This is a genomic window from Mucilaginibacter sp. UYP27 (genome assembly GCF_040547175.1).
Classification (GTDB): domain Bacteria; phylum Bacteroidota; class Bacteroidia; order Sphingobacteriales; family Sphingobacteriaceae; genus Mucilaginibacter.
The window spans coordinates 30881-56998 of the sequence record NZ_JBEPPE010000002.1 but is presented as its reverse complement, the minus strand read 5'-3'; the positions used below and the strand labels follow the sequence as shown (position 1 = coordinate 56998).

The following is a 26118-nucleotide window of genomic DNA, read 5'->3' as shown; positions in this document are numbered from 1 at the left end:
CTTTAATCAAATTTCCAGCGTACAAATGCTTCAATCGCAGCATACTCGGCAAGGCCAAGCTGATTGTACAGGCGGGCGGTTTCCTGGGTGCGATCTTCTGCCCTAACCCAAAACTCGCGCGCGTCATCTCCCGGGAAAACAGGGATATCCTTTTGTGATTGATGTTTAAATATCGCCAAACGTTTTCGCAACACTTCCTGCGGTGAAAGCGGTACGGCCATTTCAATCTCGTGAATCTCAAACTCGTGCCATGCACCGCGGTACAGCCAGATCCAGCAACCCTTCGCCCAGTCTTCTATCTGGCGAAGGCGGCTAAAGGCTTCGAGCATGATCTCAAAACAAATTTTGTGCGTACCATGCGGGTCGGCAAAATCACCTGCTGCGAAGATTTGGTGGGGTTTTACTTCCTGCAATAGCTGCATGGTTTGTTGAATATCATCTTCAAAAGATACGTTCTTTTCAATCTTGCTGCGGTCGTAAAAGGGCAGGTCCATAAAGTGGATGCGTTGATCTTGTAAACCGGCCAACCTTGCTCCTGCAATAGCCTCACCCTTGCGGATCAAACCTTTTACGGTGCGGATAGCTTCGGTATCGCTTTGATTGGGGCGTTTGGTTTTAAGGAAACCAACCATGCTTGTGTACAGCCCTTCCAGGTATGCAGCATCCTGAGATTGCGAACGGGCAAAGTCCATTGCAAATTCTACATAACGCAGCATTTCATCATCCCAAACGGCGGTATTGCCCGATGTTTGGTAGGCCACATGCACCTCGTGACCCTGGTCTGCCAGGCGGATGAAGGTACCTCCCATTGAGATCACGTCATCATCCGGGTGTGGCGAAAAAACGATTGAACGCTTTACAGCAGGGTTTGCACGCTCGGGGCGCTGACTGTCGTCAGCATTAAACTTACCACCCGGCCAACCGGTAATGGTGTGCTGTATATTGTTGAATATGCTGATGTTGATGTTATAAACCGGACCAAACTGGGTTGCCAGCTGCGCCATGCCGTTGGTGTTGTAATCGCTTTCGGTTAATTTAAGAATGGGTTTACCCAATGTTTTTGCAAGCCATATCACTGCCTTTTTAATGAGCACGTCATCCCAAATACAATCTTTAACCAACCACGGAGTATCAAAACGGGTAAGCCCTACAGATGCATCGCGGTCGATCACAAATTCAACATTGTCTGAATTTTGCAGGTAGGTGGCAGGGATCTCCGGCGAGATCACACCCTCTATAGCTTTTTTAATGATGGATGCTTTTTTACCGTTCCAAGCCATCAGGATAATTTCGCGGGCCTTAAATATGGTACCTACACCCATGGTGATGGCTTTGGTGGGCACATTCTCTTTCCCACCAAAATCTTTGGAAGCGTCGCGGCGGGTAAGGTCATTTAAGGTAACCAATCGTGTACCCGAATTTGGAGCAGACCCCGGCTCGTTAAAACCGATATGACCGGTACGGCCAATACCCAAGATCTGTATATCTATACCGCCATAGCTGTTTATCTTTTGCTCGTAGGCAAGGCAAAACGGTGCAATGTCTTTCTCATCCAATGTGCCGTCGGGAATGTTTACATTCGCCATATCAATGTCTATATGGTCGAACAATTGCTCTTTCATAAAGCGCACGTAGCTTTGGTCAGAGTCCGGTTGGATGGGGTAATATTCATCCAGGTTAAAGGTTACTACATTTTTAAAGCTTAGGCCTTCCTCTTTATGCAACCTGATCAATTCCTTATAAACTTTTATCGGCGATACACCGGTTGCCAGGCCCAGTACCGCTATTTTGCCTTCGGCCTGTTTCTGCTTGATGATAATGGCAATGCGCTTGGCAACATCAAGGCTTGCCCCGCTATCGGTGTCGTAGATCTTTACGGGTACTTTCTCGTAACGGGTTTCTTCTAATAAATTGAGTAGCATCTTTTGGGGTATATTTTATTTTGATTTGGGCATATCAATTCCATTACCATGCGGAGGCCTGCTTTTCAGCAGGCCCGCCGGTATGTGTTATTTTAAATGTTTTGTTGTTTGTTTAGAACCCGCTATCGTCTAACGCGAAGGTATTCTTGCGGTCTTTCCATTTACCTTTCGTAAAATCTGGGAATGCCTGCGGGGCGTTACCTTCTTTAAGGGATTTTTCGGAAAGTGGTGTGATCACGCTCATGGTTAAAGAATCGTAAACGTCTATCGGGGTTTGTTTCTTCTGTTTTACAGCCTCAATAAAGCCGTTAAACACAAACCAGTCCATACCGCCGTGGCCTGCGCCTTCGGCAAATTTTTCATACTTTTTCCAAAGCGGGTGGTCGTATTTCTCGAACCATTCGCTGGCTTTGTCCCACTGGTCGTAGCTTTTTGATTTACCCTCAATGTAAACCGATTCGGCAACATCCATCCAGATCCCCTCGGTACCCTGTACCCTAAAGCCTAACGAATATGGCCTTGGCAAGTGTGTATCGTGGCTCAAAACAACCGTTTCCCCGTTAGCGCAATTAAGCATGGTGGTGGTTACGTCGCCATTGTTAAATTTGATCTTTGAATTCTTATTACCCGGCGATACCTTGTCGATATATTTATTCAAACCAATTGATTTTGATGAGAACGATACCAGGTTGGTGAACCGGTTACCGCGGTTAATATCAATGTAGTTCATTACCGGGCCTGCGCCATGGGTTGGATATATATCACCATCACGGTCAACATTCCATTGGGTACGCCATTGGGCTTCGCCTACGGTGTTTGGGCCAAACTCGGCACCTTTGCCGCTAAAATTTTTACCATCGTTAAATAACACGCCACGTAAATCGTGCTGGTAACCACCCTCCAAATGTATCAGTTCGCCAAATACATTTTGGCGTGCCATATTTAGGGCGGCCATTACATCGCGGCGGTAACAAACGTTTTCCAGCGTCATGTAAGGCACCTTTGTTTCTTCGTGCACTTTTAAAATATCCCAGTGGTCTTTCTCGGTAATCCCGGCAATAACCTCGCAGCCAACATACTTGCCGGCACGCATGGCGTCAATAGCCTGGTCTTTGTGGAATTGCCACGGGGTGGCAATTATAACGGCGTCAATATCTTTACGGTCCAGCAATTTTTTATAGGCATCAAGGCCGCCTGTATATTCTGCAGGCAACTTCTTTTTAGCATTTACAAATTGTGCGCGGCAGTACTTCAGGGAACTTTCCTGTATGTCGCAAATGGCTACTATCTCCACGTCATCGCGAAGCAAACCCTCACCTATATGGTTACGGCCACGCAAGCCTACACCAATATAACCCAACCTTACCTTACCTGCATTTTTTGCGAATAATAACCCTGAAGGCAAAATTGTTAAACCTGCCATTCCTACGGCACTGTTTGTAACAAATTGTCTGCGATCCATAATTTTTAGATTTTATTAATTGATAATTATAATTGTTCTTGTGATAAAGTTTTGGCCTTGCCCACTTTATGCCCGCTAATGGCGTAGTATAAAATGATGAGGTAAGCCGGGATCAAAATAATGTAGCCATGGCTTGGGTTCAAGGCCTGCGCCAACGCCCCATAAGCCAACGGTACAATTGCCCCGCCTGCTATCCCCATAATTAATAATGACGACCCTATTTTGGTAAACCTGCCCAAACCCGATAATGCCATTGGCCAGATAGCCGGCCATACGAGCGAGTTTGCCAGGCCCAGTAATGCTATAGCCGCCACCGAAACATAGCCCGTTGTTAGTATCGCTACCGCGGACAAGACTAACCCTAATCCTGCCGATAGTTTCATGGCCTTCTCCTGGCTAAGGTATTTGGGGATGCAAAGGATGCCCACGCCGTAACCTACCAGCATAAAAATCAATGTGCCGGTAGTAAAGAATTTTGCCGTGCCTAATACGATACCTTGGGTGTTGCCATAATTGATAATGGTATCGCCGGCAATAACTTCAACACCTACATAAAAGAATAAGGTTAACACACCCAACAGCAAGTGCGGGAATTGTGTGATACTTGTTTTGCCGCTATTGCTGATAGCGGTTGTTTCATCTTCCTGATCGGTATCAATTTCGGGCAGGCTGGAGTAGTAGATGATTACCGCTAGTATTACTAAAACAATAAAAATAACGATGTAAGGAGTAATAACACGTGAGGCCAGCTCGTTCAGTTCGGCATTTTTCACATCGGTTGCCATGGTGGCTAAACGCTCTTTAAACCCATCGGCATTTTTAAGGGTGATAGCGCCAAGTACTATCGGGGCCAAAGCACCTGCTATCTTATTGCTGATACCCATTATGCTGATCCGTTTTGCAGCACTTTCCGGCGGGCCAAGTATGGTAATGTATGGATTTGATGCGGTTTGTAGTAAGGCTAAGCCCGAGCCCTGTATAAACAGGCCTAACAGGAACAACCCGTAAAAACGGGTCATAGCAGCGGGGATAAATATCAACGCGCCCACAGCAATTACGGCAAGCCCAACCGACATGCCTTTTTTGAAACCCGTAATTTTCAGGATCCAGGCCGATGGGATAGCCAGCACAAAATAGGAAATATAAAAGGCGAAAGTCACCAAATATGCTTCAACCGTGGTAAGCTCGCAGGCCAGTTTCAGATACGGGATCAAAACTGAATTTAACCAGGTGATGAACCCGAAAATAAAGAACAACATCCCGATTATAAAAATGGGGCTGAGGGTTGCTTTTTTGTTACTTACTGCTGCTGTATCTGACATATATTGGGATTTGATTTTCTATTTTAAGACGCCCGCCTGCTAAAAGTTATCTCTTTAAAAAACCTGCTTAGGTGAAACTCGGGCTGCTGTGCCTCTATGTTGTTCCAGCATAAAAAGTGCGGTTCGGGCAGGCCATCGCCGCATTTAAAAAGGTTAACTTTTGCCTTGCTCTGTTCTAATGACAGTGCCGGATGAAACTTAAAGATCGTTTTTGGGATGCATAATGTAAGTTCCCACTGTATGTTACCTACCACGTTGCTTTTAACATGCGTTTGGTGCCGTATGGTTTTTAGCAAGTTTACGGGAATGAAAGTACGCCCGTTTTTGTGCTCCCCAAACTGTGCCCTGCTGGTGCCCATGCAATTAAATTCCAGATTATAGTAGCTGGCATCATCATTAAATGCGATAAAAAACTCCACACAGCTATCTTCAAACACCGGGTCGTTAAATTTACTGTATTCAGCTTTTAAAGTGTGTTCGTTTACGTAATATTTTAGATAGATATCATCGGTGCCATAAGCCAAGGCAAATGCAACCTCGGGCTGCTTATTACCTGCCGACCATGGTGCGTGCACAATAGGCCTCCGTTCGTGGGCATCCAACACCCTTGATATATCCTCCACCGTGCGCAGGTCATCAAAGCCATTAAGATACGGGATATTTACCGATATAGCTGCATCCATTAGTATTGCGCGGTTTTATAGCTGTCCATTTCGTTTATTATTACTTGATGCATCTGCGCGGCATTGGCATCCAGCATTTTCACCAGCTGGAATTGCGCCCTGGCGCGTTGCAGGTTATGGCCGTCAAACTTTGTTTTGAAATAGGTATCGCCATTAATATGGTCTGTTAAGAAACGTACCGCCTGCATATAAGGTAAAAGCAATGCGCCTTTCATCAGCGAGTTAACCTCGGCATCTGTCAGGAATTTTGAGGCTTCTTTCAGATAACCTTTTACATAGGCTTCAAACAGCGGCATGTTTAGCTGAATCTTGCTCAGATCTGCTTCGTCCTCGGTAGTGGTGTTGATTATAGTACGGATAGCGTCGCCAAAATCATAGGCTACATAGCCATCCATTACGGTTTCCAGGTCTATCACGCATTGTGCTTCGTCATTACTATCCAGCAGTACGTTATTAAACTTGGTATCGTTATGAATAACCCGTTTGGGCAATGCCGCCACCTGCTCCGGTTGCTGAAAGTACTGCATCCTTTCGGCGTATTTTTTAACTATCTCCAACTCGGCAACGATTGATGCTACACGGCCGCATGCATCTTTAGCGATGGCCTCGTCCAGGTGCTGTAAACGTTTCTGGATGTTATGAAAATCGGGGATTACCTCAAACATCTCTCCTGCAGGGATATCCGATAACATCTGCTGAAACTTACCAAATGCCTTACCACCTTCGTAAGCCTGTTTTTGCGTTTCTACAATATCATAACTTTTGGTATCGTTTAAAAAGTAAAACATGCGCCAGTAATCGCCGGCACTGTCACGGTAAAAAAAGCGGTTATCGTCTGTTGGTATTAAGGTCATCACCTCCTTCAGTGGGTCGCCATACCCATAGGCCTTTATTTTACTTTTAAGGTGCTCGGTTACCTTACGCATGTTATCGGTAAGTTTTTCTACATCGGTAAATATCTTATGATTTATACGCTGCAACAGGTAGTCGGTGCCACCGGCGTTTACATTCGTTAATTTGAACGTATCGTTAATATGCCCCGACCCATAAGCTTTTTGCGAACCCACATCTGCCGCACATTTAAAATGCGATACAACCTCAGCTATGTTTTTAGAACTTTGCACTATACTTTATAATTATGATGTATATATAGCCCCGCTTGCGCGGGGCTTTGTTAGTAAGGGGTATTTTATTAATACGTTGACTCGTCTGCTCCTATATCCACTCTCGAGTTTACTATCCTGGCCGCTTTATCAATATCAAGTTCGCCGCTTTGTAGTACGTATGATGGTAAACCGGCATTAACACAAGCCGATGTATTGGTTAAATGCAGGTTAGGGCTTGGCAGCGTATTGGTTACAAATCCCGGGTTACCGTAAGTAGAATTAGCATCTAAACCGGTAGCCGTTTTAAAATCCTGTAGGGTGTAATAACCCATGCCATTGTTACCGCCCCAATCAAATGTGATATTGGTTGCTACGCCGGATAGGGTGTAATACTTATTGTAGTCGAAACTTAAAGCTGTTGAAGTATAGCCCAACAATACGATAGTGACAATGTTGCTGCGCGATTGAATGATGTTATTGATGAACTTAACGTTATTGGTATTCTGTAAGGCGATCTCGCTTCCGTAACCACCTTTCGAGTAGTTTTTAAATACCGTATTGTTGCTGATGGTTGAATTGATAACCTTGCTGTTTGGCTGGTTAGAGCCTATTAATAAGCCGGCCTCGATACTGTTATAAATAAAGTTGCTGCGGATATTTATCCCTTCGGTGGTGTAGTTATTGTTTTCGCAACCGGCGCTGATACCTGCATAATTACCGTATACAGTGTTACCTTCTATATTTATCCATTTACCACCGTCAACATAAATACCGGCTGATGTTGCTATCGGCGAGATACAATTGTAAACGGTATTGTTTTTTACGTTACCGTTGCGGGCATAGTTAACCGCGGCCGGTGCACCTGTCCAGGTATAATTACCGGACATATCCATGCCTATGTTTTTAATATCGTGCACCTTGTTATTCTCTATCAGGAAATTCTCTACGTTACCGGTTAGGGTAAGGCCTTCGCTGTAGCCGGTGTTACAATTGAAGACCTCGTTACTGCCGATATAAATTTCGGAGTATGAAGTTGATGTAGAACCCACAATAATAAAAGGGCTTGCGTTATCGGTACTTGCAGGGGTGGCACTGCCATTTGTTGTCCAGCCGATGTTTGAGATCTTACAGTAGGTAACCTGTATATCGGTACCATTCCCTACTACGTAAATACCTTTGGCATTTGCCCGGGTATTGTTGGTAATATTAATATGGTCTATCCGGATATGGCTCCTGCTGGGGATAGCGAGCATCTCGTTTTGCGCGTTGTTGGTGGCGTTAACCCCATCTAAGGTCACCACGCTGCCGTTGTAATTTGTTAGGGTAATAGGGGCCGCGCTTGATGCGCCTGAAGTTGGCCAGTAAAGTCTTTCTTTATAAGTACCCGCCAAAACGTAGATGTTGGCACCAACGCCATTGGTTGTTTTGTACAACGCCGCCTGGATGGTTTTTAAAGCGGTCGCGGTAGATGTACCAGCTGCCGCATCACTACCTGATGTACCGTTCACGTAGTAATTGGCTAACGCCGATGTGCGCAATTTTGACCCGGCTGCGGCATCTTGCGCGGGCAGGCTTTTCATTTCGTTGTTTTTGGAACATGATGCCAAGGTGATGGCAAACAATCCGATCAGGAATAAATTTTTCATAGTGTGTATGTTTTGTAAGTTGGTGTAATAACTATTTCATTAACTCAAACACAGGCAACCTGTCGGCTGCTACCTCTATCTCTATCTTCGCGGGGCCTTTTACGGTTTTCCCTAAATCATTCTTCCATTTTCCTTTTGGCAGGTACACCGTTTTTGTGGTACCGCTGGCCACTATTGGCGCCACCAAATATTTACTGCCCAGCATAAACTGGCCATTTACATCCGCCAGGCCCTGGTTAGGGAACTCGTACTCCATGCTACGGGCAATAGGCTCGCCTGTTTTGGCGGCTTGCTTTACCAGTTGCATAATGTATGGTGTGTATTTAGCACGTACATCTACCGCCTTTTTAACGGCTGCCAGGTTTTGTTTTGATAACACCCTCCATGGCGCTACCGAAAACTGCATCATTGGCATAAGTGCCGAGCATTGCGCCGAGCGCACCACCAGTTGTTCATCCAGTTTATCGCGGCCGATGAATGAACCGTATTCGCCGCCACCTATCATATCCGGGCAGGTAAACTGGTAGCCCAACAAGCCGGCCGTAGTTAGATCGGGGATCAGCTTTTGCAGGTCTTCCCAGTTATGTTTTTTATCGCGCAAGCGTTGTACTAATGGTTCGCCACCCATTTTCCACATAGCGCGGTATTCGTTCAGCGGGTAGTAAAGGCCTAATTCGCCCCAAAGCCTGCTGTGCTCGTTTGGTGTGGCTGGTTTAAATGACACCGCGTTGGGCGGGTAAAAATCAGCGTCGCCGGCGTCAAACTTAAAACCATCCAGGTGATAAGTATTTACCATATGATCTAAGCGGCCTTTGAACCATTTTATGGCATCTGGGTTGGTAAAGTCAAGCACAGAGCTGTATCCGTTCCACCAGGTAATTATGGCAGGCTCATCTGCGTCTTTTTCCGGATTCCCGGTTTTTACCTTGTTACCTAAAAGCAACAGCTTTTTCGCAAGTAACTCTCTGGCAACTTCGGTATCCGGCGACACAAAAGGGCTTACCCATAGCATCACTTTAAAGCCCATCCTATGCAGGGTATCAATCATAGCAGCTGCATTGGTAAACCTGTCCGACCTGAAATCGAACCTGCCGTAATAATCAGCCCAGTTATCGTCTATCATGATCACTCCCGGCGGGAAACCATTGTCTATGATCGAGTGTGCATACTTTAAAATATCCTTTTGATTTTGGTTGTAAACCAGCTCGATCCAGGTATTGTATTGTGGCTTGCTGAACAACAGCGTATCTGGCATTTTGCCTTTCGACGGGAAGAAACGCTTTGAAGCATTACTAAACGCCTCGCGCAAATTCTTCCCTGCCGAATCAATAGTTACCGCACCTTTCGTATTGCTTATTACAAGCGTGTTTTTTACTACTGTAAACGTAAAAGGCTCCTCGCTCCAGATAAAACGACCCTTGGTTGACACCAGCAATGGGGCGGCCTGGTTACCGCGGGTATCGGCAAACATATCGTAGCTATAGCCATCCTTAAAGGGTGCCAGGTGCGCTTCGTTAGTAGCGCCGCCAAACCATTTCTCTCCGTCTTTTATTCTGATGCTCGTTTGGGCGTGTAGTTGCGCACCGGCGGCGCAAAACATTATCGCTAACAAACATTTTTTAAAGGCCTTTATCATGTACAGTATGGTAGTTAGTTTACTTTAATGTTGTGGTTTAGCTTGTTGTAACCCGTAGCAGCTTCCCAGGTATCGTTATTAGCCAAACGGATGCTGAATTCGGGCTTTGCAGCGATGCTCGCGTACGCATCAGGCAGGCTCAACAACATTTCGTAATCGCCGGCAGCAAGATCTGCAGGGATCTTAACAGTTTCGGTAATTGTGTTATCGCCGCTGTACCATTTCCTTACATCAGTAGCCAGGTCAAATGATTTTACCTCGTTTGTTTTGGTGTTGCGCAGCAATAATTTAACTGTGCGTTTATTGTATGGTGAAGCATATCCTCTGTTTTTCACATTCAGGGTGATGTTCATATCAGTGCCTTTAACAACATTATCCGGCAATACGGCGCTTTGCAATACAAAACGGTAACCCAGGTTGCGTTTAATGTTATCCATACAACCGCCATCCTGCCAGTCGCTAGTAACATCGGTGTTGTAGTGCGCATTGATGAAGCTGTAGTGCAACGCTGCAAACTCCGCCTGGATCTTACCTGCCGGCTCGCAATCGTTGGTTGGGCTGTAGCCGTCAGAACAAGTTTCGCCGCCAACAACTACAAACTTGCTATCGGCTTTAAAATAATCTTTAAGCGTGTTTAAAGCTGCACCACCAGATTCACGTGGGCTTGACGAGTTACCATAATCAGTGTACGTACCAAAATCATCAACACTTGCCATAAAACAATCGTTATGGTAACCTAAGCGGGCAATATCGGTTTGGGTAAAAGCACCGCTTTCTGTTAATGGTGCAGATGTTAGCGGCGCGTTAACACCGTAAATGTAACGTTGCTTTAATTGCGGGTAACGCAACTGGATCATTCTATCGGCAGGTACGGCATCAAGCATGGCTTTGATAACTTCTATCCTGTCTTTCCAGTTCTGATCAAGCAATTTGCCTTGCGCTGCATTTGGGGAAGCATCGCCAAAAAAGTCGCTGTAGTATTGCTCGCCCCAGGTACCAATAAAGCCCAATTGCACACAGGCAATAACATCGGCATTATCATGCAATACAGGTTTTAGCTGCGCGATGTGGTTTAGGATGATAGCCTTTGGTGCATCACCATAAAGCGGACATATAAACCCTTCCGGGCAGTTACCCGGCTTTGCTGTCGCGGTGTAAACAAAGCGGGGGATCAATTTAACACCCGCGGTACGTGCGGCTTCAAAATCTTTTTTAAGGTTGGTGATAAAACTTGCAGATATGGCGGTATTAACCACATCATCCAATATATAATACCTGAATACCAGCGTGCTTGCTACCTGGTAGTTTGCCGATTGTATGGATTGCGGCGAACGATAGCCTTTCAACTCCCCGGCAGTTAATACCGTGTAGTTGCTGGAGTGCACCTCAGAGTAGCGGTAAAAACCACGCTCGGGGTTAGGAAAATCTTCGGCACTTTCGGTGTACGCAACGTTTGCTTTTTCAATTCGTACCAGGTTGGCTTCTTTATCCTTACACGATGAAGAAAGCAGCACGGCAGCTAAACAAGTGCCCAGGGCGTAGCCTGTAATTTTTTTGATCATGACAATATTTTTTAAGTAGAGGTTTGTTATAGTTTAAAAAAGATCTTTCGGGTATAAAGCCAGTAGCATAAGCCCCATTCTAATATGAGTGCGGCCATGGCTGATATTACAGCCGCTATACTTAGCGGTACGTTTAAGAACATGTGTAACATATCGCCGGTAAAAACGGCTACTTTGGCGTTTACCCATTGCACACCCATCGTTTCGAAGAACAGGTAAATGAATATGGCATTCATACCTACCACGGTAAAAACCCAGGCGTATTTGATATTTTGTTTTACATCGACCAGCCAGTAAACCGCGGCCAATATCAGCAGCACCCATCCTACCGATGCAAATGCGAATGAACTTGTGCTGATACGTTTGATGATAGGCGTTACGCCCGTCCAATCCATCCCGAAGCCGATTGCCAACGCGAGGATGCCTGCTATTACCAATGCCTTTATTTTGTAGCTAATGGTTTTGTTAGAGATAAGCAGCTTACCTGATAATACGCCCCAAATGGTATGCGCCGCTGTCGGGATGCAATTAATGGTTACCCACCCGTCGCTGTTTATTTTACCCATTAGCAGCGTATCTACATATGCCCCAAAGTTTTTGCCTTCTGCAAATGGCTGGTCGAAACCCGGCATCAGTACCGTGCGATACAGTACTTCGGTTAAGATGAGCAGGCCAATGGTGAACACAAACTGCCAGGTGTATGATCTGTCTATTATCAGGTAAGCTACGATGGTAGTGAACGATAACTGTGTTAACACATTCCAAAGTTCCCAAACGGGCTTGCCCGCGTAAAAACAATGCAGGGCAACACCGCATATAAAAAGCTTTAGGCTACGGATAAGCACATGTTTAAGGTTGTGCCCCCAGCTTTCGCCTTTTGCCAGTTTACGGCTGTAAGAAATATACATCGCAGCGCCCGCCATGAACATAAACGCGGGCTGCACTAAATCCCAGAAACGCAGCCCGTGCCACGGATGGTGAAAGAATTGGTTGATCAACCCGCCCATAGGCTGTGCAGGATCGATATGCCTTATTGCTTCGTAAAGCGCGCAGCTTTCGCCGCAAAGCAGTATCATGATCATGCCGCGCATAACGTCTAAGGACACTAAACGCCCATTAGCCAATTGATCAGCATTCAAATTATTCACCATAAAACGCTTTGATATATATTCTTATTTACAGCCTCAACTAACCAATTATTAACCTTATTCGCTCATGTCTAAGAAAAAGCTTGAGGTGCCCGTATCAGGCGCGCTTCCGTATAGTACCGAGTAATCATTTTTGGTGATCTGGATAGCTAAACGTGTACCCGAACCGGTTAAACCTTTTATTTTACCGCGGGCAATCCGCATTTCAAATTTGGTTATACCATTAGCCTCCTGTACGGTACCAACCGTTACAGCTTCAGCTATTGATTGCGGTTTATAGTTTCCAAAATTGTTCTGATCGGCTCCGAGGAAATAAAATATATCTATCCCGTTTGTAAGCAATGATCCTTCCATAAGAACATCGTACGCGCCATCTGTAAAAGTCCCGGTAAGTAGCCCTGTTTTAAGATCATTGTCGGCGTCAATATAAAAATCAAAAATATCAGCATCTGATTTTTTTCTGGCCATTTCTATATATGCGTAAACGTAGTTACCATCATAATCAAATTTAACCTTATTAAAAACACCTTTTTGGGCACCTAAGGTTATAACGTCTTTAGTAACGGCATCCCAGTCGGCAAGCGAGTTATCGTTTATTTTAACCGGAGACACCTTTGCGATACGCAGGACGGTGGAAGCATCAACACTTTTACCGTTTACCGATGCGGTTAAAGTAGGCACGTATTTTCCTTTACCCGGGTAAATATGGGTTGGTTTTGCTTCCGTAGATGAAGTACCATCACCAAAATCCCATTTATAATCTGTTACACCTTCGGTTTTTACTGTAAAGGTTGCTGTAGCCCCGTCAACCGCTACATCATAAAGCAAGTCGGTTTTAGGGGTGTAGTTATCTTTTTTACAAGAGCTGAATATTGAACTTGCCACGGCTACCGACAGCATGAACATATAAGCTTTTAAATTTTTCATATCAATTGTATGTTAATGTGTGATATTAAATTATGGATTTTGTGTTGCCAAAGGGTTGCTCAGCGTTTCATCAACAGGGATGTAGTATATGGTACGCGGGCTTGTGTACGGCACCGTAAGGTTAGGGTAACCTGTAGGGGTTTTAGACAAGTCTACGTCGCTTTCTTTTAAACCTGCAATGTGGTAACCCCAGTACGCTTTGTTTAAAGTGCGTTTGTTGCGGAACACATCGTAAGTACGGTGGCCTTCAAATGCCATCTCGATACGCTTTTCATCTAATACAACGTCTAAAGCAGATTTGCCCGCAGGTACAACTTTGTTGTAAAGCGACGCTTCTAATCCACGGTTTTTGCGGATCATGTCCACATCGTCAAGTGATGCTGCGGTTGCGCCGGTTTTAGCCTCAGCTTCGGCACGGATCAGGTACATCTCTGCAAGCCTGAACATAATTGGCGAGCTTAAATTTGGCAGCCCTCCCTGGAACGAGAATTTGCTGACATAATAAACCTCGATACCATTCCTTTTTTGAACGTTGCCGCTACCATCTTTTGACGGAACAATGTATGACCAGCGCACATCCTCGGGATGGGCAGACATTAAGCCACGTAATGATGATGACGCGAATTCTTCGCCCCAGCCCGAGTTACCGTCCGAGTAGATCATTGATGCGATAGAACCAAACTTGCCGTAATCATCTACCTGGGTAAACGCTACGCAAAAAATGGTTTCGCTTGCTGTTTGCGAGTTGGCAAACATGGTTGGGAAAGTCGCCTTTGTAGCTAAGGTGTATTTACCAGAGTTAATTACTTTGTTAGCATAGTCCATTGCTTTGGCGTTATCTTCTTTATAAAGGTTAACCCGTGCAAGTAATGACCATGCCGCCGCTTGCGAAGCATATTGTACACCGCGCGGCGCGGTCATTAAACCTGCAGCTTTTTCAGCATCGGCCAATACTGAATCATAAACTTCTTTAACGTTAGAGCGTGCTTTTTTTGATGGATCTGTTAAGTTGGTACGCAATATAACGCCCGGCGAATTTGGATCTGTTGTATAGGCTTTGCCAAACACCCTCACCAGGTTAAAGTGGCAAAATGCGCGTAAGAAGTAACATTCGCCCAATAGTTGGTTGGTTGTTGCATCTGTCTTACCAGATTTTTCTACCGCGGCAATTACGGTGTTAACACCGGTGATGATCTTATAAGAAACATACCAGAAGTAACGGGTGTTACCCTGCGCCGGCGAATGGTCCAGGCTAAAGCTATAATACAATGGGTCGGTTGTTACCTGGCCGCAAGCAAGGTCATCACTGGCAAAGTCGCTCAGGTGATAAAATTGGCGCAGGTACATATTATTGGCATCTACCGAACCGTTAAATTCAACATGGTCTTTTAATAGCGCGTATGCGCCATTTAAAGCGTTAGTTAAACCATCTGTTGTGGTAACAAGCGTGCCGGTGCTAATAGCATCGCTTGGATTTACATCCAGGTTTTTACAGCTGCTTGCTGCAATAACCATTAGGGTAACGAAGGTGAATATTTTCTTTTTCATATACTTAAATTTTAATAGGCCGGGGCCTGCTTAAAAGTTGAAATTAAGGGTTAATAAATACTGGCGGTTGTTTGGATACTTAAATTCTGATATACCCGGCATTGCAAAACTGCCCGGTGTAATGGTAGTTTGCGGATCCTGACCTAAAAATTTGGAGAATGTGGCAACGTTATCGGCAGTTACACCAACGCTTACACCTTTCATCGCAATTTTGTTAGCCCACGCTTTTGGCAGGGTGTACGAGAAAGCTATGTTCCTTATAGTGAAATAGCTGCCATCTTTTAAGTAACGGGTTGATGTTTCTGTAGAGTTGGCATTATTTTGCGGGCTCGGCTCGGTAGCTTGGGTATCGCCGGGGCCTGTCCAAACTTTAGCGCCATCAGGTAATTTTATCTGGTTGTAATATGGCTCATGTCCATCATTCATCATATACCTTAAGTTATTGCTAAACACTTTGTTACCTACACTAAAATATGTACTTACACGCAAGTTGAAGTTTTGATACCTAAAACTGTTGTTAAAACCACCCTGAAATTTAGGCAATGCCGAACCAACTTCCTGGATGGTTGCTTCTGCATAATTTAACGTCCGTTCTTTAGCTACAGCATTACCATCGGTGTTGTAGATCACCTTTTCCCAGGTTGGCGCACCTGTTTGTGCATCAACACCTGTCCATTTTTTCATGTAAAACTCAAATAAGTTACCGCCGTTGCGGTAGATCTGTGATACATTACTTGTGCTTGAGCTGGTTTTGATAATATCGGCAGGGAAGCCATCAAGTGTATTTTTGTTAAAGTTGATGGTAAAATCAGTAGTCCATTCAAAGTTTTTGCTTTTTACGTTGGTAGAGTTAATGCCCAATTCGATACCCTTATTGATAACTTTACCTGCGTTTTCCCATTTGGTTTCAAAGCCAACCGAAAGCGGTTGCGATACCTGTAATAACAGATCTTTAGTATCGTTACGGTAAACATCAACAGTTAAGTTAACGCGTTTAAATAAACCGATATCGATACCGGCATTTATCTGTTGTTTGCTCTCCCAGGTAAGGTTAGGGCTCTCCAACTGGTAAGGTATTGCACCTACAAGTCCATTATACTGGGTTGTTAATGAATATAAGCCCAGAAACCGCGATGCACCAATATCCTGTGTCCCGGTAATACCGAAGCTACCACGCAGCTTTAAATTGTTGATAACACTGTTACCCGCAAGAAACTCCTCGCTGCTGGCTAACCATGCTGCCGATACCGATGGGAAACCACCATAATGTTTGCTTGGTGCAAAGTTTGATGACCCATCGTACCTGTAAGATCCTGATAGGAAGTATTTATCTTTATAACTGTAGTTAACTTGTGAGATTAATGATTGTAACAGGTATTTATTGTTAGCACCATTAACAAGCTGGTTGTTTGATACTACATTAAGTACATCTAAACCTTCGGGCAAACCTTTACCAGAACCACCTGAGTACTCGCTTTTGCTGCTTTCGAACGCGCCACCAACAAACCCGCTGATGTTATGATCGCCAAGCCTGAAATCAAATTTGAATAACTGGTTACTGATAAGGCCATAGTTAAGCGTGTTCAGCTCATCAAGGTAACCTGTACCGTGGTAAGTACCTGCTGCTAAAGGCGACACAAAATTCCTGCCTTTGTCAAATGATGCTGCTACCCTGTTTGTACTGGCGAATGTTAACCAGTTGGTGATGCGATAATTGATACCCAGATCGTAGTTAATATTAAACCCTTTGTAAGAGTGATCTGAATTTTGCACGGTGTTGATAGGGTTTATTTTATCCCTCGACCACCACTTGAATGTAGAGTTACCGTCTACATAAACCGGGTTACCCGCCGCATCGTATGGGTTATCCCAAGGTAAATTCAGGAATGAGTAATAAACGTCCATACCATCGTAGCTTTTACCCTGCGATGCACTTAAGTTAATATTGTTGGTTACATCAAGCTTTTTTGAGAAATGGTAGGTTGAGTTACCACGTAAGTTAACACGTTCAAAATCGGTGTTAATGAATGTGCCCTTTTCCCTATAGTATGATGCGCCCACATAATAGTCGTTCTTTTCTGTTTTGCCACTTGCAGACAGGTAGAAATTATATACAGGGGCTTTTTTAAATGATTCTTTAGACCAGTTGTAATCCTGGTTACGCAGTGCTAATGGGCGCTCCGCGTAAAATTTCGCCAAATCGATCTTGTAAGAGTTATCAGGGGCGCCTACAATGTAATCACGGTAAAACTCTTTCTGATAATCATAAAGTTCATTGCTGTTCATCAGGTCCATTTTACCAAAATCTGCAGTCCTGAAACCAGTTGAAACTTTTGCCTCAAACCTGGTTTCGCCTTGCTTAGCAGTTTTAGTTGTTACGATGATAACACCCGCGTTTGCCTGCGAACCATAAAGCGCTGTCGCGCCTGCATCCTTTAATACGGTAATGCTTTCCACATCGTTAGGGTCGTAATTACCACCAATAATACCATCAACCACAAATAGCGGGCTTTGATTAGCATTTACTGACGATACACCACGCAGCCTTATTTCGGCTACCGCACCCGGCGCGCCAGAGCTGTTTACAACTTGCAAACCGGCAACCTTACCTTGCAGCATGGTACCTATGTCATTCGCGGTAACGTCCTTAAGTTTAGCGGCCGATACCACGGTAACCGCGCTGGTTAATTCGTTTTGTTTTTTGCTGGTGTAACCTACTACTACAACATCGTTAAGTTGTTGCACATCCTCGGTTAGTTGTACCTGGATGTTGGTTTGGCCACCGGTTACCGCTACCTCTTTTGGAAGGTAGCCTACAAAGCGTACAACTAATGTTGCTTTGCCCGCCGGCACATTTACAGAGAAATCTCCGTTTACATTTGTCATGGCACCGGTGGATGTACCTTTAACCGAAACGGTTACGCCGGCCATAGGTTGTTTGTCCAGCGCCGATACTACATGCCCCGTTACAGGCAAAGTTTGCGAGAAACCCTGCATGCAGAACATTAGTGCGAAAGAACAGATAAGTAAAATTTTCCTGGTCATATTCTGTGAGTTAGTTTAAATAGTTTAGCATAGTTTGTTGGTTATTGTAAAAGTGATGTAAAATTATTGTTAACGAAAGGGTGCGGCAGAACCGTAAAGCGCAAACATGGTTACGCAACCGTTTGCGTGAGTTACGCAACCGTTTGCGCTATTTTACGCAAACGGTTGCGTAAAATTCACTTACGTGCTGATTAGCAGATTATTATTGGCTTTTAAAGGCCATTAACACCATTTAATATTTGGTTAACACAAAAAGGAGGGTTAATTATTTGGCAGAAGAGTAATCTATCATCTCCGAATCGATGATATGTTGTAATAAGGGCAACTCTGAGGCGTTGGGCTGCATTGCATTATTTATTAACTCGAAAAGGAAACCCGCGGCCATCGAAGATTGCTTGTTTGCAAATTGCTCTATTGACCCTAAAGGCACGCTATCCATATACTCCCAAATAGGCAGGTTGGCAAAGCTAATAAAGCTGATATCTTTATTCACTACAAGGCCGGCCGCTTTTACTGCTGCAATGCAATCCAGCAAAACATAATCGTTAAATACAATAACGGCGGTGGGCGGTTCTTCTAAACCAAGCAGTTTATCTATCGCCTTAACATTATCGGCTTTGGCGAGCGTGGTAGATACAATAATGTCCTGATCCATCGGCAGGCTATTCTCTTTCAAACAACGGAAATAAATCTCCAGCCTTTGCAGCGTAGCCGCCAGTTTAGCGGGGCCATTAATTAAGCCGATGCGGCTATGACCAATACCAACCAGTTTGGTGATGGCCTGCAACATGCCCGATACCAGGTTACAGGCTACGTAGTTTATATCTTTGCGGTTAGGTACCCTGTCAAAAAACACCACAGGGATGTTGTATTTTTTCAGGCTGTCGAAATGTTCGTAAGTGGAAGTTTCTTTGGTAAGCGATACCAGGACGCCATCTACCCGGTGGTCTTTCATGTTCTCCACTATTTTTTTCTCGCGCTCAAAGTTATCAAGCGATTGCCCGATAATAACGTTGTAGTTACTGGCTTCGGCGGCATCCTCTACACCGGTTAGCGCGGCCGAGAAAAATGGTTCAGAAAGATCAGGGATAATAACACCTATAGTATAGGTTTTACGCTCCTTAAAATAGATGGCCATTTTATTGGCCTCGTACCCAAGCTCCTTTGCTACTTTGTGCACCCGCATAGTAGTTACCAAACCAATACTCGGATGATCGTGCAGCGCCCGCGATACGGTAGATGCAGATACATTGAGCCGCTTGGCTATCTCTTTAATAGTAGGTAACTTATTGTTCGACATGTGTTGCTGGTGGAGCAGTACTTATATTGGCTAAAGTACTATATTAATTGTAAAGCTAACAATTTACCGGTTTGCTGAAAGGATAAAGGAGATGTTAACCGTCTGGTCTTTACATCAACATGGGGTTGCGTTGCGATAATATAGTACTGCCCTATTGCTGCCGCTTTTACTGCCACAATTAATGACAAAAAAAATGACGTTGATTTAAATTTTACACTGACAAAAAAGCGGACTCCCTTTAGGGCAGCCCGCTAATTATAAATTATTATAATTACTTTAATCTTTAATACATCTTATAGATAGGCCATCTGCTTTAGGCTTATCTGCAAAATCAAAATATCCCTTAACGTAAAAATCAATATTTTTGGCAGCATTACTACTTTTTTCGGTAGCTGTCCACCAATAAGCCCAATAACCAAAATTAGCAAACTCGCCCTCAACAACAAACACTCTCCCGCCGCCGCCTAAGGCTGTAAAACCGGTTTCGTTAGTGCCTATATCTGCCGCCCAGTGTTTGGTGCCTTTCTCACGCATCTTTATACCAGTTTCGCGCGAGTTGCCTACATTCTGATAAAGTATCCACCATTCGTTTTCTGTAGGTATATGCCATCCTTTAGGCGCCAACTGGTGTGTGTTAGCAATTGCATACCAATTATAAAGCAAGCCATAAACGCCACCATTACTTTTATCGTTTTTATAATCGCACCAAGCACCGTTGAGGGTGTTTCGCCAACCTTTTTCATCGGTTATATTAGGTAGCCCCGCACCATCCCTATAATGGGTAACTTTCAGGTTTTCTGCCATCCAGGTCTGTTTGCCAATTTTTACCGTTTTGTAAACATTGCCGTCAACATCCGTCATGCTGCCATATACAGGCGGCGGCGGTGTAACTGTCAAAGTAGCTGTTGCCGCGCCTGCGGAATAGTTACCTGCAGCGGCTTGCTCTGCCTTTATCTCGGCCACACCTGCACCTTTGATAGTAACTTTATCACCGCTTACTGTTGCTACAGTAATATCACTACTTGTGTAGATAAAGGCGCCTTTGCTGTTACTTGTTGGCTTTGTTAAAACAAAAGGCGCATCGGTAGTAAGTTTTGCCGATATAGTAAAGCCTGTTATTGTAGGCTTTACTGCACTAACAGTTAGTGTGGCTGTTGCTACGCCAATGCCATAGTTACCCGCAGCGGCCTGTTCTGCCCGTATTTGGGTGGTACCCGCACCTTTTATGGTGATTTTGTTGCCGCTTACCGTTGCTACAGCGGCGTTACTGCTCTCGTAAGTAAAGTTACCGGCACTGTTGCTTTTAGGTGCTGTTATAACAAAGGGGGCATCGGTAGTAAGTTTTGCCCCAATAGTAAAGCCTGTTATGGAAGACCGCGTGGTATTTACATCTAATGTTGCGGTGATAAATGCCGCGGTAAATTTATCTGATGCTTCTTGCGAAGCGGTTATTATGGTGCTGCCCACACCTGTAATTTTTATGGTTGACCCATTTACCGTTGCTACACTTGCATCGCTACTTTTATAAGTTATGGGTGAAGTGCTGTTAGTTTGCGGTGGCGTGATTGCAAACGGAACATCTTCAAACATTTTGTGAGGCACGGCAAAATTGGTCATTACCGTTGTTTGCTGTTTGTACTCAATGCTTTTGGTGCAGGCAACAATTATAAAACAAATAGATGCCAGTAAAATTGTTTTGTAAAATCGTTTCATCAAATAAATTACAATGCCTATATATCAATGCTTTAAGGCGGCCCAAAGATAATTTTTTATCGCCACATCTTTCAGCGGGCAATAACATATTATCTGCGTAATAAAAAGCCCTTAGCAAATAGCTAAAGGCTCTCAAAAGGGCTTTAATTCATCATTATAACGATTCTACAAACGCGATAAGCGCGGCTCGCTCAATCTTCGACATATTGTTCACTTTGTTCTTGGCTGATAGCGCTTCGCCGCCATGCCACATAATGGCTTCGGTTAGGTTACGCGCGCGGCCGTCATGTAAAAAGTTTGTGTGCCCGTTCACTTTTTGGGTAAGGCCGATGCCCCATAATGGTGCTGTGCGCCACTCGGTACCTGTCGCTAAAAAATCGGGGCGGTTATCGGCAAGGCCGGTGCCAAGATCATGCAACAGCAGATCGGTAAACGGATGGATGAGTTGGTTACTTACCTGCGGCAGGCTAACATCCACCCCGGTACGCATATCCGCCTTGTGGCATTTAATACATCCGGCAGAGATAAATAAGCCTTTGCCCTGCACTACTTGCGCATCGGTAACGCTGCGGCGAACAGGTACTGCCAGGGTGCGCACATAAAATTGTACGCTGTGTAAAAGGCTATCCGTCAATTCGTATGTTTTGCTGTTAGGGTCGCTGTCAAATTGGGTTTGGCCATCGCTGCTTTCTTTAGGGAATATAAAATTGGTGATACCAATATCGCCATTGTAAGCCGCGCCTACCTGCTGTAACAAGCTTGACTGATTTGCCTTCCAACCAAAACGACCCAATACCTTTTGGCTTTTAAGCACATCCCAAACCATATTGGCTTTACCACTTATGCCATCGCCGTCTTTATCGCCAGGATCCGCATTGCCAAGGATGGTGTTATCGGTAATGGCCTCTAATAAGCCTAAGCCAAATACCGGCGCTGCCACACGTGGCGATAACATAACGTTACCCGGCATGGTAGTGTACAGGCTATTAAAAGTATAAGTAGGCGCCCTTAACGAATACGTGCTGCCATCGGCAAACTTATAAACGGTTTCTGTATAGGTGATGGCTACATCCCCTTCGCGTTGTTTGTTTAACAGGGAACGGGTTTGCAACTGATCGCCGTAACCGGGGACAGGCACCGGGTTACCGTGCTCGCCCTCGCCGGGGATGCTTAGCCTGAACAGCATATTTGCCGCCGACTCACCCAAACCGGGCACTTTACCGCGCCCGTCAGACACGTGGCACGACCCACAGGATACGTTATTAAATATTGGCCCTAACCCCGGGTTTAACGGGGCTGGTGCCGATACAAATGTCGCGTTAAACTGCCCGTCGCCAATTTCGTGGATCCGTAAAAGGTGCCCCGGCAGGGATGAAAAAGCATGCGAAAATGCACCGCTTCCCTGGTCAAACGCGGTTTGGCTACCGCCGCTTAACCACTCACTATCCGGGTTTTCTGTTTGCGGGATACTATCAGCTTTCCTGCATGCTACCTGCAAAGCAACCATCGTAGCAAGAATAAATAATACAGCTATAGTAGTTTTTCTCATGTTGGATGCTATCCTCTTCCTATAAGTTATTTGGTGTATTGTACCAAAAATGGTTTTAATTTCTCGTCGATAACTGTGGCAAGTTCGCCAACCTTGGTCATCGCGTTTTGCACTTTAGATTGTTCAGATATTATCGCTTCGCCAAAAGGTTTATCAATTGCCTGTAAAGCAGCAAGGGCAGCAGCATGCTTGCTCTTGATCTCGCTATCTAACGATAGGTTGTTAGCACGAACAATATCTTCAACACCTTTACCATCAGCAGTAAAATTGCCCTGGTAAATAACCATTATACCCTTGATGTTGTTGGTAAAGTCGGTAATAGAGTTTTTAGCGAAAGGGCTTTCTTCTAAAGATGGATTTTGCGCGTCAAACGGTTCTTTTATCTTAGAGTCGCCTACTTCGCCCGCAATACCACTCATGGCATCAGCAATTTGTACAAAAGCAGCCTGTTGTGTAGTAAACTCGTTAGACCCACTACCGGCTTTAGCCAATTGGTCTTTGTAACCGCTTGCCCATACATCTCTTACTTCCAGGCTTAGTTTTACAAGGTTTTGGGTAAGGGCGGCTAAAAATTCCTTTTCGCGCGGTTTTAGTTGCGCGGCTGTTTTGGTACCGTTTTGGCCCCAAAGGATAAACTCAATCGGGTGGAAACCTTTTAAAGCGTCATCAAGGCCATCTACATAAGCCTCGTTAAGCACATCTGTTCCGTTTATAATAGTGTTAAGAGCATTAAAATCTACCGGCCATGTATCGATACGCGGATCGATATTATTTGATTCTACCGGGCCAAACAACCAGGCCTCAGTTTGCTCCCATGTGGTACGGATGGCTTTCCATTTTGTACGGGCCGTTGCCAGGTTGGCATCAGTTGGGGTAGTGTTTAAAGCAGTGACCGCAATTTGCAGCTCCTGTGTTTTTGCATACATATCTTCGTACGATGCTGCACAAACGTTTGCAGATATATTAGCCAATACTTCTGTTTTAAGTGTAGCCGAATCTGTGTTGTTATCGGTCGGGGCGTTCTTTGAACATGATAAGCCAAGCAAAGTAAGCGGCAATACCAGCGCAAGCGTTTTTTTGATAGATTTATTCATATATATTTAACTTAAGTGGATGATGATTTGATTTTTGATAACCTCTGTTTGATAGGTTTTTAACGGGCGCAGGGCGGGCTCTTTAACAACTTTCCCATCCAGGTCGAAAATACTGCCATGGGCGCTGCAAAATATTTTATTGGCGGCCGGCGTAAGGCCAACACCTTCATGTGTGCACCTTAAATAAAGCGCTTTGTAACCCTCGCTATTTTTAATCAGCAGGATATCATATTCTAATTGTTTGGCACGTACTACCACCATATTGCCGGCAGTAAAGCTGTTTGTAGCTACCTCAACTGTACCTGCATTTGCGCCGGTTGCTTTAACCATTGGCAATGGCGTTGAGCACGACTCCAGCATGGAGACGCCCGAAGCCGCTAAAACACACGCCGCACATCCCGATTTTATAAAGCTTCTCCTGCTGCTCATATCTTTCTATTTAGAAATTGTAGGCTACACCCAAATTTACAAAGCCATTGTTTTTAAAATACGGTACCTGCTGCGGGAACGGCGTTACAACAAGCGCCTGGTTAAAGTCGCCGGTACTGCGGTGCACGTAATCGCCTTTTATTGCTATGCCCCTAATGGGTTTGTAAGTGACCCCGGCTACGATATAATGTTTTTCGTTCGCCTTGTTCTCTAACCCGTTAGATGGGATCTTCCCGTTTAAGTTGACATACTCGTAACGGCCAAAAAGGATAAATGCCTTCTCGCCTTTGTAGGTTGGATAAAGCAGGTCGTAACCTACCTCGGCATAGCCACCGTACATGGTTTGCGGGGTGTTATTTGCAAATGCCCTGTTAATGGCATCGGCATTTTTTATATTGACGATGGTACCAATAGCGCGTACCGTAATACCCGATTTAGCGTATTGCACGTTCATCTCGCCTAAACTTACCGGGTTACCAAAAGCACCCGAGCTTAGTTGTAAACTATCCGCCACACGCTGTTCTTTAGCGGTCGATCCACCATAGTAGCCCGACGCCTGGATCCTGAAATCGTTTATGTAATATAACAGGGATGCGTTAATACCAAGGTTCATCCCGTTAGTGGCCTGGCCAAGCTGCCTGCCATCGCCAATACCATTGGCACTGCTAAAACCTTGCGAATTTAAGCCGTTAGTTAAGGATACACTATAATTAAGCCCTGGGATCTGAGTGAATTGCCCGTAAAGGCCCACACCTACTTCGCGCCAGGTTGAAGGAATTATTTGCTCTTCCAAAAATGGCCTGTCTACACCATTAAAGGTGGTTGGCAAGTGGTTCTCGTTTATAAAACCCACCCTCGGTACAAATAAACCGGCCACTAAATACGTGTTTGGATTTAAGTTGAATTTCAGGAAAGCCTGCTCCATAGAAATCTCGCCGAGGCCGCTGCTGGTGCCTCCGTTAGCTACTAAGGCATCTTCAACTTCAAGCTCGGTAAACAGTGAAATTTTATTGTTGAATTTATGGCCTAAAAACAAAACTACACGCTTTAGGCTGGCTTCTGCGCTTTTGCGCTTGGTATCGATGCTATACTTAGCTTCGCCGTAACCTGATATAACGGTTGCCTGTTGTTTGTATATCAACCCGGCCGAAAGTGAATCTTCCTGGGTTAAAACCTGTGCCGATGTTTTGCCTGCGTAACACACCGTTATTAAAAATATAATGAAAGTAAATTTCTTTAATTGCATAGCGTTTATTTGGCCCCAAATATAATTCTTATTTGGATTAATTCTAATTAAAAATAACGAACAGTTAAAAATTGATTACGATTGCCATATCGCTATTCATTTTATACATTAGTAACTCATTAAAAACATGCATGAAATACCTTCTTTATCTTTTAATATTAATAAGCACTAACAGCATTGCACAAGACTATAAGACGCAGCTTGCCGCGCATCGGGAGAGCTACAAAAACGACTTTGTTACCGATAATCATTCGCCCCTAAAGAAAGCCGACCTTGTTAACCTGCAGTTTTTTGATGCGGACAGCACCTATCGTGTTAATGCTGTTGCAGAGGTATTAACCCATCAAACTACTTTTCAAATCTCGACGTTTGATGGCGCAAGGCAGGCCTATGTAAAATATGCCCTGTTAAAATTTGCGCTCGGAGGCAAGCCTTATCAACTGTACATCTACAAAAACGTGTCGTTTGCCAACGTACCTTCGTTGGTTGATTATTTGTTTTTACCCTTTACAGATGATACGAATAACGCCGAAACTTATGGTGGCGGCCGCTATATTGATCTTAAAACCGGCGATATAAAAGACGGGCACGTAACTATCGATTTCAATAAAGCCTACAACCCCTACTGCGCCTACAGCGATGGTTACCAATGCCCCATGCCGCCCGAAGAAAATAATTTAAAGCTAAAGGTTGAGGCAGGTGAAAAAAAGTTTACAGGGGAGAAAAAGCATCGCCAATAGGCACAATATTCTTTTATGAATAGTTTGGCAAATTTGTAAA

At 44.5% G+C, this 26118-nt stretch carries 19 protein-coding genes; 1 reads left to right on the top strand and 18 read right to left on the bottom strand.

What is annotated here, in order from left to right; all coding sequences use genetic code 11:
- Positions 1-2 precede the first annotated feature (2 nt).
- The 18 genes from nagB to ABIB39_RS07975 form a co-directional block, all read right to left on the bottom strand.
- Positions 3-1922 (bottom strand): glucosamine-6-phosphate deaminase, encoded by a 1920-nt coding sequence (nagB, locus tag ABIB39_RS08060; protein ID WP_354428879.1) that lies wholly within the window; start codon positions 1920-1922, stop codon positions 3-5.
- 112 nt (positions 1923-2034) lie between these two features.
- Positions 2035-3384, bottom strand: coding sequence for a Gfo/Idh/MocA family protein (locus ABIB39_RS08055; RefSeq protein ID WP_354428877.1), 1350 nt, complete (start codon positions 3382-3384; stop codon positions 2035-2037).
- A 26-nt stretch (positions 3385-3410) separates the two neighbouring features.
- Positions 3411-4706, bottom strand: coding sequence for a sugar MFS transporter (locus tag ABIB39_RS08050; RefSeq protein WP_354428876.1), 1296 nt, complete (start codon positions 4704-4706; stop codon positions 3411-3413).
- 23 nt (positions 4707-4729) lie between these two features.
- Positions 4730-5389 carry a carbohydrate-binding family 9-like protein gene (locus ABIB39_RS08045; protein ID WP_354428874.1) on the bottom strand — a complete coding sequence of 220 codons (660 nt, stop codon included), beginning with the start codon at positions 5387-5389 and terminating at the stop codon, positions 4730-4732.
- Positions 5389-6513 carry a phosphotransferase enzyme family protein gene (locus ABIB39_RS08040; protein ID WP_354428872.1) on the bottom strand — a complete coding sequence of 375 codons (1125 nt, stop codon included), beginning with the start codon at positions 6511-6513 and terminating at the stop codon, positions 5389-5391. Before ABIB39_RS08040 ends, ABIB39_RS08045 begins: the two co-directional genes overlap by 1 nt.
- Positions 6514-6581: 68 nt before the next feature.
- Positions 6582-8141 (bottom strand): hypothetical protein, encoded by a 1560-nt coding sequence (locus ABIB39_RS08035; RefSeq protein ID WP_354428870.1) that lies wholly within the window; start codon positions 8139-8141, stop codon positions 6582-6584.
- Positions 8142-8172: 31 nt separating this feature from the next.
- On the bottom strand, positions 8173-9777 hold the full coding sequence (locus ABIB39_RS08030; protein WP_354428869.1) for a glycoside hydrolase family 31 protein: 1605 nt from the start codon (positions 9775-9777) through the stop codon (positions 8173-8175).
- 14 nt (positions 9778-9791) lie between these two features.
- Positions 9792-11339, bottom strand: coding sequence for a DUF4832 domain-containing protein (locus ABIB39_RS08025; protein ID WP_354428867.1), 1548 nt, complete (start codon positions 11337-11339; stop codon positions 9792-9794).
- A 26-nt stretch (positions 11340-11365) separates the two neighbouring features.
- Positions 11366-12490, bottom strand: coding sequence for an acyltransferase family protein (locus ABIB39_RS08020; protein ID WP_354428865.1), 1125 nt, complete (start codon positions 12488-12490; stop codon positions 11366-11368).
- 54 nt (positions 12491-12544) lie between these two features.
- Positions 12545-13414 (bottom strand): PKD domain-containing protein, encoded by an 870-nt coding sequence (locus ABIB39_RS08015; protein ID WP_354428864.1) that lies wholly within the window; start codon positions 13412-13414, stop codon positions 12545-12547.
- 30 nt (positions 13415-13444) lie between these two features.
- Complete coding sequence (locus ABIB39_RS08010) at positions 13445-14962, bottom strand: RagB/SusD family nutrient uptake outer membrane protein (RefSeq protein ID WP_354428862.1); 1518 nt, start codon at positions 14960-14962, stop codon at positions 13445-13447.
- A 30-nt stretch (positions 14963-14992) separates the two neighbouring features.
- Positions 14993-18007, bottom strand: coding sequence for a SusC/RagA family TonB-linked outer membrane protein (locus ABIB39_RS08005; RefSeq protein WP_354428861.1), 3015 nt, complete (start codon positions 18005-18007; stop codon positions 14993-14995).
- Between the two features lie 265 nt (positions 18008-18272).
- Positions 18273-19307 (bottom strand): LacI family DNA-binding transcriptional regulator, encoded by a 1035-nt coding sequence (locus ABIB39_RS08000; RefSeq protein WP_354428859.1) that lies wholly within the window; start codon positions 19305-19307, stop codon positions 18273-18275.
- A 276-nt stretch (positions 19308-19583) separates the two neighbouring features.
- On the bottom strand, positions 19584-21020 hold the full coding sequence (locus tag ABIB39_RS07995) for an FISUMP domain-containing protein (protein ID WP_354428857.1): 1437 nt from the start codon (positions 21018-21020) through the stop codon (positions 19584-19586).
- Positions 21021-21174: 154 nt separating this feature from the next.
- Positions 21175-22569: a di-heme oxidoreductase family protein gene (locus tag ABIB39_RS07990; protein WP_354428855.1), complete on the bottom strand. Its 1395-nt coding sequence runs from the start codon at positions 22567-22569 to the stop codon at positions 21175-21177.
- A gap of 26 nt (positions 22570-22595) precedes the next feature.
- On the bottom strand, positions 22596-23663 hold the full coding sequence (locus ABIB39_RS07985) for an imelysin family protein (protein ID WP_354428854.1): 1068 nt from the start codon (positions 23661-23663) through the stop codon (positions 22596-22598).
- Between the two features lie 6 nt (positions 23664-23669).
- Entirely contained in the window at positions 23670-24092 is a 423-nt protein-coding gene (locus ABIB39_RS07980; protein WP_354428853.1) for a QcrA and Rieske domain-containing protein, read from the bottom strand.
- 10 nt (positions 24093-24102) lie between these two features.
- Complete coding sequence (locus ABIB39_RS07975; RefSeq protein ID WP_354428851.1) at positions 24103-25338, bottom strand: hypothetical protein; 1236 nt, start codon at positions 25336-25338, stop codon at positions 24103-24105.
- Between the two features lie 131 nt (positions 25339-25469).
- Between ABIB39_RS07975 and ABIB39_RS07970 the strand changes: the two genes are divergently transcribed.
- Positions 25470-26078, top strand: coding sequence for a DUF1684 domain-containing protein (locus ABIB39_RS07970; RefSeq protein ID WP_354428850.1), 609 nt, complete (start codon positions 25470-25472; stop codon positions 26076-26078).
- Positions 26079-26118: the final 40 nt, after the last annotated feature.

Excerpts from the sequence above, each read along its gene's own strand:
- nagB (WP_354428879.1), bottom strand. The coding sequence starts at position 1,922 with ATGCTACTCAATTTATTAGAAGAAACCCGTTACGAGAAAGTACCCGTA.
- ABIB39_RS08055 (WP_354428877.1), bottom strand. The coding sequence starts at position 3,384 with ATGGATCGCAGACAATTTGTTACAAACAGTGCCGTAGGAATGGCAGGT.
- ABIB39_RS08050 (WP_354428876.1), bottom strand. The coding sequence starts at position 4,706 with ATGTCAGATACAGCAGCAGTAAGTAACAAAAAAGCAACCCTCAGCCCC.
- ABIB39_RS08045 (WP_354428874.1), bottom strand. The coding sequence starts at position 5,389 with ATGGATGCAGCTATATCGGTAAATATCCCGTATCTTAATGGCTTTGAT.
- ABIB39_RS08035 (WP_354428870.1), bottom strand. The coding sequence starts at position 8,141 with ATGAAAAATTTATTCCTGATCGGATTGTTTGCCATCACCTTGGCATCA.
- ABIB39_RS08030 (WP_354428869.1), bottom strand. The coding sequence starts at position 9,777 with ATGATAAAGGCCTTTAAAAAATGTTTGTTAGCGATAATGTTTTGCGCC.
- ABIB39_RS08025 (WP_354428867.1), bottom strand. The coding sequence starts at position 11,339 with ATGATCAAAAAAATTACAGGCTACGCCCTGGGCACTTGTTTAGCTGCC.
- ABIB39_RS08020 (WP_354428865.1), bottom strand. The coding sequence starts at position 12,490 with ATGGTGAATAATTTGAATGCTGATCAATTGGCTAATGGGCGTTTAGTG.
- ABIB39_RS08015 (WP_354428864.1), bottom strand. The coding sequence starts at position 13,414 with ATGAAAAATTTAAAAGCTTATATGTTCATGCTGTCGGTAGCCGTGGCA.
- ABIB39_RS08010 (WP_354428862.1), bottom strand. The coding sequence starts at position 14,962 with ATGAAAAAGAAAATATTCACCTTCGTTACCCTAATGGTTATTGCAGCA.
- ABIB39_RS08005 (WP_354428861.1), bottom strand. The coding sequence starts at position 18,007 with ATGACCAGGAAAATTTTACTTATCTGTTCTTTCGCACTAATGTTCTGC.
- ABIB39_RS08000 (WP_354428859.1), bottom strand. The coding sequence starts at position 19,307 with ATGTCGAACAATAAGTTACCTACTATTAAAGAGATAGCCAAGCGGCTC.
- ABIB39_RS07995 (WP_354428857.1), bottom strand. The coding sequence starts at position 21,020 with ATGAAACGATTTTACAAAACAATTTTACTGGCATCTATTTGTTTTATA.
- ABIB39_RS07990 (WP_354428855.1), bottom strand. The coding sequence starts at position 22,569 with ATGAGAAAAACTACTATAGCTGTATTATTTATTCTTGCTACGATGGTT.
- ABIB39_RS07985 (WP_354428854.1), bottom strand. The coding sequence starts at position 23,663 with ATGAATAAATCTATCAAAAAAACGCTTGCGCTGGTATTGCCGCTTACT.
- ABIB39_RS07980 (WP_354428853.1), bottom strand. The coding sequence starts at position 24,092 with ATGAGCAGCAGGAGAAGCTTTATAAAATCGGGATGTGCGGCGTGTGTT.
- ABIB39_RS07975 (WP_354428851.1), bottom strand. The coding sequence starts at position 25,338 with ATGCAATTAAAGAAATTTACTTTCATTATATTTTTAATAACGGTGTGT.
- ABIB39_RS07970 (WP_354428850.1), top strand. The coding sequence starts at position 25,470 with ATGAAATACCTTCTTTATCTTTTAATATTAATAAGCACTAACAGCATT.